General features: G+C 44.6%; 11 protein-coding genes. 7 read left to right on the top strand and 4 right to left on the bottom strand.

All coding sequences use genetic code 11. The features are described from left to right. Positions 1 to 59 precede the first annotated feature (59 nt). Positions 60 to 1,061: a GTP 3',8-cyclase MoaA gene (gene moaA, locus MHB56_RS12795; RefSeq protein WP_341143641.1), complete on the bottom strand. Its 1,002-nt coding sequence runs from the start codon at positions 1,059 to 1,061 to the stop codon at positions 60 to 62. Positions 1,062 to 1,477: 416 nt separating this feature from the next. On the opposite strand from moaA, the gene MHB56_RS12790 reads away from it, so the two are divergent. Next, positions 1,478 to 2,170 carry a TorD/DmsD family molecular chaperone gene (locus MHB56_RS12790; protein WP_076123947.1) on the top strand — a complete coding sequence of 231 codons (693 nt, stop codon included), beginning with the start codon at positions 1,478 to 1,480 and terminating at the stop codon, positions 2,168 to 2,170. Positions 2,171 to 2,876: 706 nt separating this feature from the next. Here the strand turns inward: MHB56_RS12790 and MHB56_RS12785 are convergent. Next, the gene (locus MHB56_RS12785) at positions 2,877 to 6,053 is read right to left on the bottom strand and encodes an efflux RND transporter permease subunit (protein WP_341143640.1); all 3,177 of its coding nucleotides are present in this window, start codon (positions 6,051 to 6,053) and stop codon (positions 2,877 to 2,879) included. Positions 6,054 to 6,168: 115 nt separating this feature from the next. Then, the gene (locus MHB56_RS12780) at positions 6,169 to 7,086 is read right to left on the bottom strand and encodes a TetR/AcrR family transcriptional regulator (protein ID WP_341143639.1); all 918 of its coding nucleotides are present in this window, start codon (positions 7,084 to 7,086) and stop codon (positions 6,169 to 6,171) included. Between the two features lie 226 nt (positions 7,087 to 7,312). Here MHB56_RS12780 and cls point away from each other — a divergent pair, with 226 nt between their 5' ends. Beyond that, complete coding sequence (cls, locus tag MHB56_RS12775) at positions 7,313 to 8,821, top strand: cardiolipin synthase (RefSeq protein WP_076123942.1); 1,509 nt, start codon at positions 7,313 to 7,315, stop codon at positions 8,819 to 8,821. 51 nt (positions 8,822 to 8,872) lie between these two features. Here cls and MHB56_RS12770 read toward each other — a convergent pair whose 3' ends face one another. Continuing rightward, positions 8,873 to 10,303 (bottom strand): phospholipase D family protein, encoded by a 1,431-nt coding sequence (locus MHB56_RS12770; RefSeq protein WP_428323534.1) that lies wholly within the window; start codon positions 10,301 to 10,303, stop codon positions 8,873 to 8,875. 389 nt (positions 10,304 to 10,692) lie between these two features. Here MHB56_RS12770 and fni point away from each other — a divergent pair, with 389 nt between their 5' ends. The 5 genes from fni to prfA all read left to right on the top strand — a co-directional run bounded on the left by fni (position 10,693) and on the right by prfA (position 16,385). Beyond that, positions 10,693 to 11,832 carry a type 2 isopentenyl-diphosphate Delta-isomerase gene (gene fni / locus MHB56_RS12765; protein ID WP_081391782.1) on the top strand — a complete coding sequence of 380 codons (1,140 nt, stop codon included), beginning with the start codon at positions 10,693 to 10,695 and terminating at the stop codon, positions 11,830 to 11,832. A 36-nt stretch (positions 11,833 to 11,868) separates the two neighbouring features. Continuing rightward, positions 11,869 to 12,339 carry a GNAT family N-acetyltransferase gene (locus tag MHB56_RS12760; RefSeq protein ID WP_232061473.1) on the top strand — a complete coding sequence of 157 codons (471 nt, stop codon included), beginning with the start codon at positions 11,869 to 11,871 and terminating at the stop codon, positions 12,337 to 12,339. Positions 12,340 to 12,506: 167 nt separating this feature from the next. Next, positions 12,507 to 13,874: a S41 family peptidase gene (locus tag MHB56_RS12755; protein WP_312151055.1), complete on the top strand. Its 1,368-nt coding sequence runs from the start codon at positions 12,507 to 12,509 to the stop codon at positions 13,872 to 13,874. A 100-nt stretch (positions 13,875 to 13,974) separates the two neighbouring features. Then, positions 13,975 to 15,075 carry a redox-regulated ATPase YchF gene (gene ychF / locus MHB56_RS12750; RefSeq protein ID WP_341143638.1) on the top strand — a complete coding sequence of 367 codons (1,101 nt, stop codon included), beginning with the start codon at positions 13,975 to 13,977 and terminating at the stop codon, positions 15,073 to 15,075. A 233-nt stretch (positions 15,076 to 15,308) separates the two neighbouring features. Then, complete coding sequence (gene prfA / locus MHB56_RS12745) at positions 15,309 to 16,385, top strand: peptide chain release factor 1 (protein ID WP_036681601.1); 1,077 nt, start codon at positions 15,309 to 15,311, stop codon at positions 16,383 to 16,385. The last annotated feature ends 1 nt before the right edge of the window (position 16,386 follow it).

Raw genomic sequence — 16,386 nt, 5'->3', positions numbered from 1 at the left:
AAGCGGCGTTTTTTGTATTTATGCAATTAAAAGAGGAACTATAATACCGGGATGGACGTTTATCCACCAATTTGAGACATGCGCCGAGCTGTCGGCGTGTGGCTCTGTGCTTTTTTCTCCAGAGCTAAGGCCATTTCATGATTATGGGGTTTGTTGCCCAGCGCTTTCCGGAATAAGGCCTGCACAGCAGCAGGATCTCTTATTAAAGGACGGACATTGTATTCATCTGCCCAATATAGGCAAGCTTTGATGTGCCCATCTGCGGTAAGTCTCAGGCGGTTGCAATTATCGCAGAAGTGCTCGCTCACCGGATGAATCAGGCCGAATGTACCAGGGGCTCCGACAACCCGCCGATTCTGGGAAGGGCCATTCCCGGAGGGCATTTCTGCCGCTTCCGTTTCCCAACCAGCCTCAGTACAAGCTTCTACAACCCTTTCCAGAGGCAGATAAGTTTGGCGCCAAGCATCAGTAGCACTGCCAATCGGCATGTATTCTATAAAGCGTACATTTAGAGGACTCTCCAGCGTAAGGGAGATGAAGTCTTTGATTTCGTCGTCATTAATTCCTTTCATCAATACAACGTTAAGCTTTATCGGTTGAAGTCCGGCGGCTTGTGCGGCCTCGATCCCCTTTAATACCTTGGCGACTTCGCCGCCACGAGTAATCATAGAAAATCGATCCTGCCGTAAGGAGTCTAGGCTGATGTTTACCCGTGACAGACCGGCTTCTTTTAGCTGTGCTGCTTTGGCTGGAAGCATTAAACCATTTGTAGTCAGCGAAATATCTTCTATACCTGGGATCGCAGATATCATAGCAACAAGCTTTTCCAGATCTTTGCGGACAAGAGGTTCTCCACCAGTTAGTCGTACTTTACGTAATCCAAGAGGGGCTAGCGACTTAACGACTGCGGTAATTTCCTCGTAACTCAAAATCTCGTCCTGCGGTTGGAATTGCATCCCTTCCGCTGGCATACAATAGATGCAACGCAGGTTGCAGCGGTCGGTAACCGAAATGCGGATGTAATCGTGTAAACGTCCAAAAGGGTCCGTCAGCGGCTCCATGGCGTTGCTCCCTTCCTTTAAATCTGGCTGATAAATTGCTCTTATACTTTCTCGTATACACGCATAACGTCCCTAATAGGACAGAACGCGAAGATGTTTATACTTGTTTAGAATTTTAAAGATCGCTTGGATTCACGTCAATGAGCAAAGTTCTGGACGACAGGGTTTCATTACATAAAACTGGACAAACTAGATAAGAAGATAACGCATATTGAACAACGGAAAGTGTGACAAAAGTACGACAAATAAAGTTTTTAGACATAGAATGCTCACGGAAAGCGCTTTTAATATCCGATATAATCTAGGTGCGGATTAGTTTTAACGTTCACTTTTGCGAAAACAGATAGGATACCGGAAACCGCACGTCGGTAATGTGACGGAGAGTGACCGGGAAACCATTGAGGAGGATTTGCAAAATGAGTACACATACTGTTCCATCGCTCACCGTTCCGGAGGCTTTTAGCCGTTGGTTGGAAAGTCGGGGATTAATATATCAGCTTTTAGTGGATTTTTTGGGTAGAAAACCATCACTCTCTCTAGTGGCTCAATGGAGCCGCAATCGCCAGATGAGTGTAGCGGCTGAGATGACGGAAGGCGGTCGGGAGCTGAAGCGCTATTTGAGTCAGGAACCGAACAAGCTGCCAATGATATGCGAGAAAGAGAGCAAAGAATATAAACGGCTTATGCAAGAACAGTCCGTTAGTTCTTTTAAATTGCGCGAAGCAGCGATTTTAGGACGCTCGGAGGATTTCTGTAACGTGCTTGCGGATGTGTACACCTCCGCTGGAATTGTATTCAATAAGTGTAATGGTGAAGCCGATGATCATATTGCTATTGAGCTCGAATTTATGGCAGTCATGCATGAGCGTATGCTTTACAATAGCTTTTCAATAAGAAGTGCTATGGAGCTACTTGATATTCAGGAGTCCTTTTTGGAAAAGCATCTACTGCAATGGACACCGCAGTTCTGTCAGAAACTGAATGCAGCAACGGATAGTCCGCTATATCTAGGTCTCTCACATATGCTTGAGGAGTTTCTGCCACTTGATCTGCAAATGCTTCGTTCCTGGAGAGCTTCATTGGAGAGCAGTGCAGCTACAAGCATTTAATATTAGAAAGCCCGGCCTAATTGATAGGTCGGGCTTTTGCGTGCTGGTCAAGTAGATATGAAGCTTTAATAGAAGCTCTGTAGAAGCACAAATAGAAGTACCGTGGGAAGCATCCTAGTGATGATCTAATTAAACTCCGATAGAAGTAGAGGCTGAAGCACCAACTGAAGTAGTAATTGAAGTACCAACCGAAGCGCCTTATTGTTGCCTAACTCAAGTGCCGATAGAATAATTGGGCAGTTTCTCCCTGAAATTCTAGAGTTTCTGGTCATTAGACTAATAATTAGGGAAAACCTCCCTAAAATATAGCTGATTCGGCGGTAATTAAAGAAATCCCCCTTATTATCAGGGAGGAATTCCCTAATTTCGTTCATTTAGAGCGAATATTGGCTTTTTTCAGGGATTTTCGCCCTAATTAGTTTAAGATCCACTCCGCACATCACCCACGGTACTTCGTCCACCGCATATCATACAGCACCCACAGTACATTAGCTATCACTCATCACGTATTTTTCACCGCTCAACTCTCCCTACTCACCACCCAACCTAATGGCGTTGAACAATTGGCACAGCACACAGTCTATTGGCTAAGGCAAGAATCCGCTGTGCAGCCTTTTACTAAAAAAAGAAGCTGCCTCATAAGTAGAATTCACTACTTTGGAGACAGCCTCTCGTGTGAGCCTATTTACTTGTTCACATCATAGTTCTAATCAATTACCTTTTTGCTGCGGAATTTCATCAGGAATTCATACACGACTGGCACTACTACAAGTGTCAGAAGCGTGGAACTGACCAAACCACCGATTACGGTCACGCCGAGGCCCTTGGAGATAATTCCTGCACTGTTTTCAAGTCCAGTAACCAATGGCAGCAATGCACCGATCGTTGCAAGTGCAGTCATCAGGATTGGACGTAAACGTGTGCCACCTGCTTCAAGCAAGGCTTGACGCGTAGTGAGTCCTTCTTTTTCCTTATGAATAACGCGGTCGATAAGGACAATCGCATTCGTTACTACGATACCAATCAACATCAGCGCACCCATGAGCGAGGACACGTTTAAGGTTTCTCCAGCGATCAGAAGGGCAACGAGTACCCCGATCACTGTGAAAGGAAGTGAGAACAGGATAGCGAATGGTGCTAATCCACCGCCAAATGTAACCACAAGCACGAAGTATACGATGGCAATAGCAGCCGCCATAGCAATTCCTAATTGACCAAACGTATCATTGATCTGCTCGGTTACACCGCCGAAGGTAACAGTTACACCATCAGGCAATTCCATAGCGTCTATTTTTTCTTTCACGCTGTTCGAAGCGCTATTCACGTCACTCGAAATAATTTCGGCAGTAACATCTACCTTCATTTTACCGTCCATACGAGTAATCGAGTCAGGGGAGGAGCCATTTTCAATTTTAGCGACTTGCCCGATTGGCACGGAGATGCCTAGTGGGGAAGTCAAAGTAGCCTCTTCCATTTCTTTAATACTCTTGTACGTTTCTTTATCTGTTTCGATATAGACTTTGTAGTTCTTGCCGTCCAATTCTACTTCTGTGAGCACTGGACGTGTGCCTGCTGGACTCAGCTTCATCGCAATTTGTCCGGCTGTAAGTCCAAGGGAGCTAAGCTTCTGTTGATCCGCTACAATCGTATATTGATCGTAAGCTTCCTTGAGACTTGTTTCTGCGTCTTTGAAATTAGTGGTGTCAGCCTGTACGATTGAGGCAATCTCATCCGCGACTGGCTTCAGCTGATCCAGTTCATCTCCGAATACATTCACGGTCAGAGTGCTTCCACCCATGCCTCCACTCATCAGAGCGGACATGTCACCCCATACACCATCTGGCACTTCTGCGGTCAAACCTTCAATAAGCTTCTCTTTAACAGCTTCAAAATCAGGAGTGTCACTATCATAAACGATGAAAAATAGTCCTGAATTGCTGGATCCACCCATACCCATCGGGCTTCCGCCGCCAATGGAATATTGCATTTTGTCTATATGCTTCTGCGCTAAAATGTATTTTTCAGCTTTCAGACCTTGCTCTTGAACTTCCTCAATCCGTTGTCCAGCCTTTGGTGAATAAGTAAGCATTACGGTTTTATCCTCTTGGGATGGCATAAAGCTTACCCCAATAGGTTTGATTAAGAACAAGCTGCCTGCAAGGAGAAGAACGGCAACTCCAAAAGTAACGAGCTTATGAGAAAGACACCAGTTCAGAATCTTTTGATAACCAGCAGAAAGTTTGTCTGGTTTCTCGCTGTGAGTTTTTTTACCTTTCAATCCATTACGGAACAACGAGTGAGCCATTGCAGGAACTAGGGTAATCGCAACTACTAATGAAGCGAGCAGGGCGAAGACCATGGTTAGAGCGAAAGGCAAGAACAGCTCACCAACCATACCACTAACCAAAGCAAGTGGTAAGAACACCGCGATGGTTACAATTGTAGAGGACATGATAGGCACGAACATTTCACGTGTGGCCGCACTGATTAATTCTCTACCCTTCAGTTTCTCACCAGATAAGGAGAGCCGTCGATATATGTTCTCTATGACTACAATCGAGTCATCGACTACCCGCCCAATCGCGACCGTCATCGCTCCCAGTGTCATCATATTAAGCGTAATGTCCATCTGCCGCAGACACAGCACTGCGATCAGCAGGGATAATGGAATAGAGATGATAGAAATAATCGTCGAACGAATATTCCGCAGGAACACCAAAATGATAATTACTGCGAATAAGGCACCAAATACCGCTTTGGACAACATCGTATTTACGGAGTCCTCAATGGGCTTACCTTGGTCAAGTAGAACAGTAAGGTCAATGCCTTTATATTGTGCTTTTAATTCTTCAGTTTTGTCTTTAACGCCATTTACAACATCAACAGTGTTGGCATCATTGGCTTTGACAATCTGAATACCGATCGATTCTTTACCATTTGTACGGGAGATGGATTCGGAATTGCCCACAACCTCAATCGTGGCCAGCTCTCCGAGCTTCACGGTTGGAAGTCCCATACTTGCAGCTCCGCCAGGAACAGCATTTCCAGCACCAGCAGCTCCGTTAGCAGCACCAGCATCAACGCCGGCAGCTCCAGTAGCTCCAGTAGCTCCAGCACCAGCAGCGTTAGCGCCAGTTGGCATTACCGGAATGGTCACATTTTTAAGATCCTCAACGGTAGTGATGTTGCCATCCACGACAACTGCCTTTTGAGCCTTGTCCATCTCGAATAGTCCGAGGGGAACACGGAGGGAAGAGCCTTGAATGATACCTTTAACGGTATCTTCGGTCAGTCCATATTGATTAAGCTTATCTTGATTGAATTTGAGTGATACTTCTTTGACGTATTGACCAGAGATTTGGATAGAAGCGACACCCTCAACATCCTCCAGGGCCGGGCGAATATCGTTCTCAGCAATACGGGTCAGTTCCTCAAGATCCTGGGTATCCCCGTTAGAAAGACTGAGGGAGACAACAGGCATTGAGCTAAGACTAAAGCGGGAAATGGAAGGCTTCTGCACATTGTCTGGCAATGAGACTTCATTTAGTGATTCGCGCACTGCTGCTGTAGCATTATCCAGATTTGTTCCATAATCGAATTCAATTTGGATACTGGAGGCATTCTCCAAAGAAGTGGAGGTGATCGTCTTTACACCATCCACATTGCGGAGCTTTTGCTCCAACGGTTTGCTGACATCATTAACGACGCCTTCTGGTGCGGCCCCCGGATAAATGGTTGTTACGCTAAGATAGGGTATACTAATATTAGGCAAGGTTTCTTGCTTCATCGTCAGTCCGCTATATAAACCGGCAAACACAATAATTATCGTCAGAAGCCAAATGGCAAATTTGTTCCTGAGCGAGAAATTAATTAAGCTTTTCATAAGTTTCGTTTCTGCTCCTCTCGGCCCTCTTCTTTACGAAATAGGGCGCCATTATAAAAAATCATAATACTCACTATCCATGACTTTCTCTCTACCGAACTCTTCTTAGAGTCAATTAACGAAATACACATGAATTGTGCGGAATTGAGGCAATTAGCTTCCTCAGCTCTTCCAATTCTGCTGTGAGCTCAGAGCAGGATTGGAGGTTGGACAGCATCCCCTGAATGATTGCTTTTCGCGGGTGAGGGATAAGCACTTCACCTTCCAGAATGTTGAGCGATTCCAGCAGATCGGCTGCTTCTTCGGATGCTATACTATCTAGTTTACTGATCGCAGTCTTCATTTCTTTAATGAACTGTAATGGATTTTTTCGTTTGTTCTCCTCATTCTCCGCCATCCAGTTTGCTAAAGTAGCAGAGTTGATTAGTGGAGCCTGTTTACTAGTAAGCAAGCCAGACACGATCATATCCATTAAATTCATTAGATGATCCGCCATATCGGCAATAGGTACCTGCGTATCCTTACGAAAAATAACCGCAATATAAGATTTGATGAGACCATGTCCGATCATACATAAATCTCCGGTATAGGGAACGACGTCTTTTCCGTAGAGCAACTCCATTTTTACCTGGAACCATCTTAAGAAGGAAGCGTTGTTTCTACGCAGCCAGTCCGGGACTTCAGTATCAAATCCTTTGCCCGCAACCTCCTGAATTTGACGCTGCAAGAACTCACGTAATTCGTACACATGACTTAGCAGAATTTCTATCTGATTCCTAAGCTTCTCACGTGGTGTTCGTCGGGTTTCCTGTTCTTCACGTAACAAGGGATCCCGAATCATCCGATAACAATAAAGGAAGATACTGCGCTCCAGTTCTTCTTTTGATTTAAATACCAGATATAAACTGCCCTTCGAAATCCCGCATAATTCAGCTATCTCTTGCATGGATGTGGACGAGGAGCCTTTTACAGCGAATAACTGCATAGCAATCTTAATAATCTGCTCCTGCTTATCAACAGTTTTATCATTCATTAAAGGATTAACCTCCTTTCTGACTACCCGGTTCTATAATTGACTAGTTGGTCAAAATAATTATATTCTATACAACCAGGCATTACAAATATCGGAACAGAAGGGTTACATTTTTGTCGTAAATAGATTTTAAACAGTAATTTGCTAGGAAGAAATGTGTTCTTCATGTAATATATAAAATGTGTCAATTTCGTGTTGCTTGTATGAATAAGAAGGTAGGTAGAGTATGAGAAGAGGACTTCAATCTATAATTATCATTGGGGCATTCATAGCATTTTATTATTTTGGTTTCGGCATTTTTGGGAGTACTGCGGGAACGATTATTAGTATCTTCTCCACTCTGACAGTGATTTCGATTAGCTTGGCTATTTTTATGGAGAACCGTAATCCTTCTACAACAATGTCATGGATCTTATTGCTTGCGTTGATCCCGGTGCTGGGACTGGTCTTCTATTTTCTATTTGGGCAAAATGTGTTCAAACGCCGTAAATATGATAAAAAGGCACAAAGAGACCTTATGGCCTACGAAAGAATTGAGAATGACGCTTTACGTACGCACCAAGATTGGTCAGTCTTTGATCCCTCGCGCCAAAAACTGCTGCTGTTATCCAAAACTTTAGCACGTACTCCTATTTCCTTCGCATCAGAAACACGTATCCTCACTAATGGTGAAGAGACGTTTGGTACGTTATTGTTGGAGCTCCGTCAAGCTAAACATCACATTCATATGGAGTATTACATCTTCCGGGCGGACCACATTGGAACACGCATTAAACAAATTCTGATCGATAAAGCTCGCGCCGGTGTTGCAGTCAGATTTATGTATGATGCCGTTGGCAGTTTTCAGCTTTCCAAAGCTTTTTTGAAGGAAATGAGTGATGCCGGGGTTCAGGTGGCTTCGTATGGAAATTCAACATCCTTTTTTTCCAGCCGTGTGAATTACCGGAATCACCGTAAGATTGTTGTGATCGACGGCGATGTCGGATTCATGGGGGGTCTCAATGTAGGCGATGAATATTTAAGCCGCAGTAAGACTTATGGATTTTGGCGTGACACACATATGTTGGTTAGAGGCGAAGCGGTACGGACGATGCAAATTATTTTCCTGCAAGATTGGATGCACACTACGGGCGAAAAAATACTGGAGCAAGACTATCTTACTCCGCAGCTTCGCTTTATGACAGGTGATGGTGCCGTACAGATTATTGCTAGTGGGCCGGATAACGAACGTCGTGCGCTCAAAAACATTTTCTTCTCCATGATCACTTCTGCCGAGAAATCGGTGTGGATTGCCAGTCCATATTTTATTCCTGATGAGGACATCTTAACTGCACTGCGTGTAGCTGCTGTTTCTGGTTTAGATGTGCGATTGTTATTTCCGGCTAAGCCGGATAAATGGATTCCGTTTCTGGCTTCACACTCTTATTTTCCGGCGTTGCTGGAAGCTGGCGTGAAGATTTATGAATATGAAAAGGGATTTATCCACTCGAAACTGCTTATCGTTGATGGTGAAATAGCGACCATTGGCACGGCCAATATGGATATGCGCAGCTTCCACCTTAACTTTGAAGTGAATGCACTACTGATTCAGACGGAGAGCGTTGCTCGTATTGTTGCTGATTTTGAACGGGATTTATTATCTACCAGCTTAATTGAGCATGAGGAATTTATGAATAAGCGTATGGTGATCCGTATACTGGAATCTGCTGCTCGGCTTATGTCACCGTTACTATAACCCAAAAACCACCGCAGAGGGTGTTATCCCTCATCTGCGGTGGTTTTTGCTTTAAAAAGTGGTTAAACCCAAGGTGGTCTGCAACCGGAACAGAATGTACTTGAACCAAGTTACTTCCCCCTGATAAGCTTCAAGAGGCAGAGTATACTCATGGTCCTCGTTATTCCACAGTCGATTGAAGTAGGTTTCCATCTCGGTATAAAGAGGCTGATCTTGTTTTACAGATACCCACAGATTATTCTCCAGGTTGTAGTCATCCAGATTGCGTGTCGTAAAATTGGTGGAACCGCCAAGTATGATGGAACTTCCAGTCTGTTTGGCAATGAAGAGCAACTTTGGATGATATTGCTCTTTGGTCGTATTGTACCAGCGAATAGAGATCTCTCCGTTTGTACGCTTGTTCAAGTTCATGGCAACTGGACGGTTAGGAATGCCGATTTTATCACGGCCGAAGGCGTTCTGATTGGGGTCCAGTATCAATTTTACCGTAGCCCCTCGTTTGGTAGCCTCTACCAATTCATCGAGAATGGCATCATCGGCAAGGTAGAACATACCCATCCAAATGGTGTCACCCTTCTGCGCAGATTGAAGGGCTTGCCGTGCATATTTATATACCTTTCCTTCCGTTAAATAGCGGACCTCCATAGATTCTTCAGAGTGCTGATCCTTCTCTTTGGTGAAGTCTGGCTCATAAGTGAGTAGTGGCCCTGCATCCGAAAGATTGGCCGCGGCTTGTTCCGTCTGGAGAATATCAGCAATAATTGGGCCTTGTACTTCCAGAGCGATATTGGAATGATAGGCGCTGGCATCATGGATATTTCCTGAGGAGACTAGAGCGGTATTCTCACTAACAACTACCTTACGGTGGTTAGCCTTCACATTAAGTAGCTTCAAATAAGAACGTGCGGTAATATCCGGTCCTCCGCTGGCCATAAGATTGGGAATCCGGCCTTCGCCCGACTGTCCGAACCATTGAATAAAGGTACGCCAGACAGCGGAATAAGCAGGCGTAGAATCGCGTAGAGCATTTACATCGGTCAAAATCACTTTAATCCCCGCAGCCTTCAATTCTTCCAGAAGATGATTGGGTGCAGAGTTGTAATTGGTATTAACCTCATCTGTAATGAAGACGATCTCCATCTCAGGATAAGTTGTTTTTTGTAAAATAAGCTTGTCCGTCAACATTCGGCTGACCGGAGGAAATGACTGATCTTTATGGGTATAATCATTGAAAAGAAAGAGGTCAATCACCAAAAATTCTTTGGACTCCTCGATAATTTGTAGAATCCTCGAAAGAATCTGACTCTCTTGAGTGCCCGTGGCTGTACCGTCCGAATAGGTCAGGTCGTGCCAGAAGGATACATGATTGGTTTTGTATATAGGGCTTTCATAGGAAATGCCGCGGGGTAAAGGTTTGTGGGTCTGGTAAGTCATTACGCCGATTAGCCAGAGAATTAGAATGAAGACAGCCCATAACACCATTGTACGGCGGCGTGAACCGGAACGTTTCTTCGTAGTTAAACCGGGAGAGTAGTTTATTTCTTTAGGTTTATAGGGGTGAACGGGTTGCTGACGATCTGAATTCATGGAAGTTCCTCCTGAAATTATTGCAGAGCACTTCCTTGTGATTGTTATGCTCCGGTGTATTACCAACCTATTAACACCTAGTGGAGCGAAATGAAGCAGCCCAAATATCCTTAACAGTAATGAAATAACATTCGGCTAGCTATAATGAGTTTGAGCAATTAGTACGATGTTTATGAAATTAATGATTACGAAACCGGAGAATTGTAATCGCTAACCTCATATTGTAAATTCATCTGTAGGGATATGTTATAATAAATCGAGTTTGGAAATAGGAGGAACGCAGCATGAATCATACGCCAGAAGAGGCCGTGCCATATGATGCGACTAGGCAGTCTGGCGCAGATCATGGCAAGGACCTACCGGCTGCAGAGGCTTCTGACAAAAGATCTTTATTGCCTACATCGAAGACAGGCGAACGCAAAATTGAACATGTACGGCTTTGCCTAAATGAAGAAGTAGGTGGCGTCGGTGTGACTACAGGGTTTGAACATTACAGATTTCAGCATAATGCTCTGCCAGAGCTGAATTTCGACGATATATCATTGCAGACTACGTTTTTGGATCGTAAGCTGCGTACACCGCTGCTCATCAGCTCGATGACAGGTGGCAGTGCAGCTACAGGAGCGATTAATGCCCGGTTAGCCGCAGCTGCGCAGCGTCGTGGTTGGGCGCTGGGTGTAGGTTCGGTTCGGGCGGCAGTGGAGCGTTCTGAGCTTACGGCAACCTTTTATGTGCGGGATCAAGCGCCTGATATTCCGGTTATCGCCAATATTGGTGCTGTACAGCTGTCCTATGGTTTTGGGATTGAGGAATGTCGCCGGGCTGTGGATATCGCAGGTGCTGATTTTCTTGTACTGCATCTGAATGGCCTGCAAGAGGTCTTTCAACCGGAAGGGAACACTGGTTTTGCCTCTTTGCTATCGCAGATAGAGAAGGTATGCCGGGCACTTGAGGTCCCTGTAGGTGTGAAAGAAGTAGGCTGGGGCATTGATGGAGATGCAGCTGCACGTCTTTATGATGCAGGAGCGGCTTTTATTGATGTTGCGGGTGCAGGCGGGACATCTTGGAGTCAGGTGGAGAAGTTCCGCAGTGTAGATCCTATACGGCGGGCAGCGGCGGAGGCTTTCGCAGATTGGGGCACTCCAACAGCTGATTGTATCACAGAGGTGCGCGCAGTTTCTCCGCAGGGCGCTTTGATTGGCAGCGGCGGACTGAAACATGGCGTGGATGCAGCGAAAGCATTGGCACTTGGAGCTGATCTGGCAGGCTTTGGCCGCAATCTGTTAGGGCCGGCTGTCGATTCTGAAGAGGCGCTGGATGCTGCATTAGCACAGGTAGAACTGGAGCTAAAAATAGCAATGTTTGGTATTGGCGCTCCAGATTTAGCAACTTTACGTGGAACTTCCCGTTTAATACGTAAATAGGATGGTAAATATTGAAGCGAGGAAGTGAGTAAGATTATGATTAAACTGATCCATATGGATGAGTCGGCCTTTCAATTTTTCTTAGGTCAAGCTACCCGGGATTATGCGGAAGATAAGATCAGCGCCGGTGCTTGGGATCCAGAGATCGCGATGAAGCTGTCTGAGGAAGCTATAACACGCTCTTTGCCAAAAGGGCTGCACACAGATGGTGCTTATCTATATTCCATAGTAGAAATAAGCAGTGATGAACAGGTGGGTTATATCTGGTTTAACGTAAGTGAAGGCCGTGGTGGCCGCGAGGCTTTCATTTATGATTTTTATGTTTTTGAACCGTTCCAGAGTAAGGGTTATGGCAAGCAGGCTATGATCGCACTCGATGAAGAAGCCCGGGAGATGAATGTTACCAAAATCGGGTTGCACGTCTTCGGCCAGAACAATCGCGCATTTGAGCTATACAAAAAAATGGGGTATATCGTAACTGACATCACGATGTCTAAAGATCTGTAGTCCATAAGTGTGAGGACCTCGAAAGAGGTCTTTTTTTGTTTTTCTACTGAATTATTATGTAAATAATTGTGATAAATATATTTGATTTAGGATGATTAGGAAAATATGATTAAAAATAAATTCCTGAAAATAGATTGAGTCATAAAGAGAGAAAAGGGGGGATTAAGGTGAGGCCAAGGACTGTATCGTGGGTGGTTGTTTCCGCAGTAGTATTACTATTACTGGTTAGCTGCAACAGTGGCGATTTACCAGGAAAGAAGAAATCTGAGTCTGAGCAAGTCCAGGCAAGTCCGGTTGCACCGCTAGCCTCTTCAGCTGTAGTTGAAGAACAATCGAAAGTAGCGTTGCCTTCATTGACAGTAGAAAAAAGGCTAGAGGATTTTGATTATATGTGGAAGATTATTGAGGAGAACTATCCTTTCCTAGAGGTGAATAAACGTCTCAATGGAGAGGATTGGCTTGCTAAAAAAGAGGAATACCGCAATAAAATAGCAGCCGTGAAATCGGATGATGAGTTTTTGAGACGAATGAGATTTGTCCTTAGCAGATTAAACAATGGGCATACGAATTTTATATCCAAGGAGGAATATCCTTGGTATCTACATACCTATGTTCAAGCAGGTTTTGGTTATGAACCTTGGATCGACGTGGTTCAACAGCCTAACGTATTGGCCCGTTACAACCAGAAACCTTTAGCGGAGCAGCAAAGCTCTAATGAACTCAATAATGATATGCATAATGGTGGAGATGGAGTAGGAGATGTAACAAAAAAGACTTCTGGGAATGTAAAAAAAGTCATTATAGAGCCCGATCGAATCGCTTATCTCGGCATGCAAAGCTTTGACGGGAGTCTCATGGAGATGGACAGCTCCGAGATCCATGATTTTTTAATAGAGGTAAAGGACTATAAGACCTTAATATTAGATATCCGCGGAAATGGCGGAGGAAACAGTAATTATTGGAGAATTCATATTGTTCCTCTGTTGATTAATAAACCTATCGAATATAATACTTACTTCCTTTATACAAGAGGCAAATATGCGGAGACTTTTATGCAGGCACGTCAGATCACAGCCGGGCAACAACCTATTTCCGGCATCAAAGATGAGCAACTGCCTAATCTGCCATCTGAGGCTTTAAAGATGTTCAAGACATATAGAAAAATAAATGATGTAGTAACTCCTAATAAATCTGTTGGATTTGAAGGGAAAATCTATTTGCTGGTAGATAGCTCTGTGTATTCATCAGCGGAAGGTCTTGCAGCCTTTGCAAAAGGCACCGGGTTTGCAACGGTTGTAGGCGGCAGGACAGGTGGGGATGGACTAGGGATAGATCCGCTTGTTGTTGCATTGCCAAATAGCGGTTATGTATTCAGGTTTTCCTTTGAAATGGGTCTGAATTCTGATGGAAGTTGTAATGAAGAGGTAAAGACTGTGCCTGATGTGGAGGTTGATCCAGATAAATCTAAGCCATTACTGGACCAGCCGGCGATAAAAAAGGTATTAGAGCTTGCGCGTTCGGACACATCTGCTTGACATCCGGTGTTGCTGGCGAATATGTTCTAATATATAATGGTTTAGATCGTATAGCTTATTCGGATGATCAATTTAGCTGAAAATAGGAGTTGTCATATAAATGGCTTTGAAAGCTGGAATCGTCGGACTTCCTAACGTAGGAAAATCCACATTGTTTAATGCGATAACGCAAGCGGGAGCAGAATCCGCTAACTACCCTTTTTGTACCATTGACCCTAACGTTGGTGTTGTTGAAGTTCCAGATGAACGTCTTGATAAACTGACTGAGCTGGTACAGCCGAACAAGACCGTACCTACTGCTTTTGAATTTGTTGATATTGCGGGTCTCGTGCGTGGTGCGAGTAAAGGAGAAGGACTAGGCAACAAGTTCCTGGCCCATATCCGTGAAGTAGATGCTATCGTGCATGTGGTTCGTTGTTTTGAAGATGAGAACGTTACCCACGTTGATGGAAAAGTAAATCCGATCAGCGACATCCAGACCATTAATCTGGAGCTGATTCTTGCTGATATTGAGAGCATTGAGAAGCGGATTGAGCGTTCCCGTAAGAATATCAAAGGCGGCGACAAGAAATACGCTCAAGAAGTTGAACTGCTAGAACGCGTCAAAGAAGTGCTCTACGAAGATAAACCTGCACGCAGTATAGAATTGTCTGATGACGAGAAGCTTATTATCCGCGATCTTCATCTGTTAACATTGAAGCCAGTGCTGTATGCGGCGAATGTAAGTGAAGATGAAGTGGCAAGTGCTGAGGACAATCCTTATGTACAGCAAGTTCGCGATTTTGCAGCTACTGAAGGTGCAGAAGTGGTTCCGATCAGTGCTAAGGTGGAAGCAGAAATTGCTGAGCTTGAAGGCGAAGATAAAGCTATGTTCCTGGAAGAGCTGGGACTGGAAGAATCCGGCCTTAACCGGTTGATTAAAGCGGCTTATAAACTGCTTGGCTTGTATACGTATTTCACAGCAGGCGTTCAGGAAGTTCGGGCGTGGACGATTCACCGCGGCACCAAGGCACCTGGAGCTGCCGGTGTGATTCATACAGATTTCGAACGCGGATTTATCCGTGCTGAAGTAGTGGCTTACGCGGATCTTGTGGCAGCTGGTTCCATGAACGGTGCGAAGGAACGTGGTCAACTACGTCTTGAAGGTAAAGAATATTTGGTGCAAGACGGCGACGTAATGCATTTCCGTTTTAACGTTTAAGAAGTTTTAAGTGTACGAATGATAAAGGGGTCATCTCGAGCAGTGGGAGTTTCTATTGCTGGGATGATCCTTTTTAAAAATATAAGCTTTTTATTAAGGTATTGTGCGTACGGAACTGTAGCCATTTCACAATATCTTTGGTATAATATAAAGTCGTATATCTATTTTTATGACAGTACAAATTTGATGTTATATTTGCGAATTTGAAATTGAATCAGGAGAGGTGAATTCCCTTGTTGGACCGATTGCAATCCCTGGCGGACCGCTATGAGAAGCTCAGTGAACTGCTTTGTGATCCGGATGTTGCAAACGACAGTAAGAAACTGAGGGACTATTCCAAAGAACAATCAGACCTACAGCCCGCATTTGAGGCGTATACTGAATATAAGAGTGTAATGGAAGAGCTTGAAGCTGCTAAGCAGATGCAAGGCGAAAAGCTTGATGATGAGATGAAAGAAATGGTCAAGATGGAAATTGATGACCTTTCCAAACGTCAAGTGGAGCTGGAAGAGAGAATCCGCGTATTGCTGCTGCCTAAAGACCCGAATGATGATAAGAACGTAATCGTTGAAATTCGTGGTGCAGCGGGTGGAGATGAAGCAGCATTGTTCGCTTCAGATCTTTACCGGATGTACACTCGTTATGCTGATGCACAAGGATGGCGCGTTGAGTTAATGGATGTTAACGCGAGTGATCTTGGTGGATTCAAAGAGGTAATCTTCCTTATTAACGGCCGTGGTGCATACAGTAAGCTGAAATACGAAAGTGGTGCGCATCGCGTACAACGTATCCCAGCGACCGAATCCGGAGGTCGTATTCATACCTCTACTTCTACGGTGTCTGTGATGCCGGAAGCTGAGGCTTTTGAGATCGAGATCCATGATAAAGATATTCGCGTGGATACCTTCTGTTCAAGTGGTGCAGGCGGACAGTCTGTAAATACGACCAAGTCTGCAGTACGTGTAACCCATGTACCTACAGGCATCGTTGCTACCTGTCAGGACGGTAAGTCACAGAACTCCAATAAAGAAAAAGCGCTGCAAGTGCTTCGTGCCCGTATCTCTGATATGAAACGGCAGGAAGAAGAAGCGAAGTATGCTGGGGAACGGAAGAGCAAAGTAGGTACGGGTGACCGTAGTGAGCGCATTCGGACGTATAACTTCCCGCAGAGCCGGGTTACAGACCATCGTATTGGCCTGACACTGCACCGTTTGGAGCAGGTTATGAACGGAGAAATCACTGAAATTATCTCAGCCCTTTCAATCGCTGAACAAGCTGACTTGATGGATAATATGGATAATGGAGAATAAT

Origin of the sequence: Paenibacillus sp. FSL H8-0315 (assembly GCF_038005365.1) — a bacterium.
In the GTDB taxonomy this organism is placed as follows: Bacteria; Bacillota; Bacilli; order Paenibacillales; family Paenibacillaceae; genus Paenibacillus_AQ; species Paenibacillus_AQ odorifer.
This window is presented reverse-complemented; position numbering and strand designations above follow the sequence as displayed.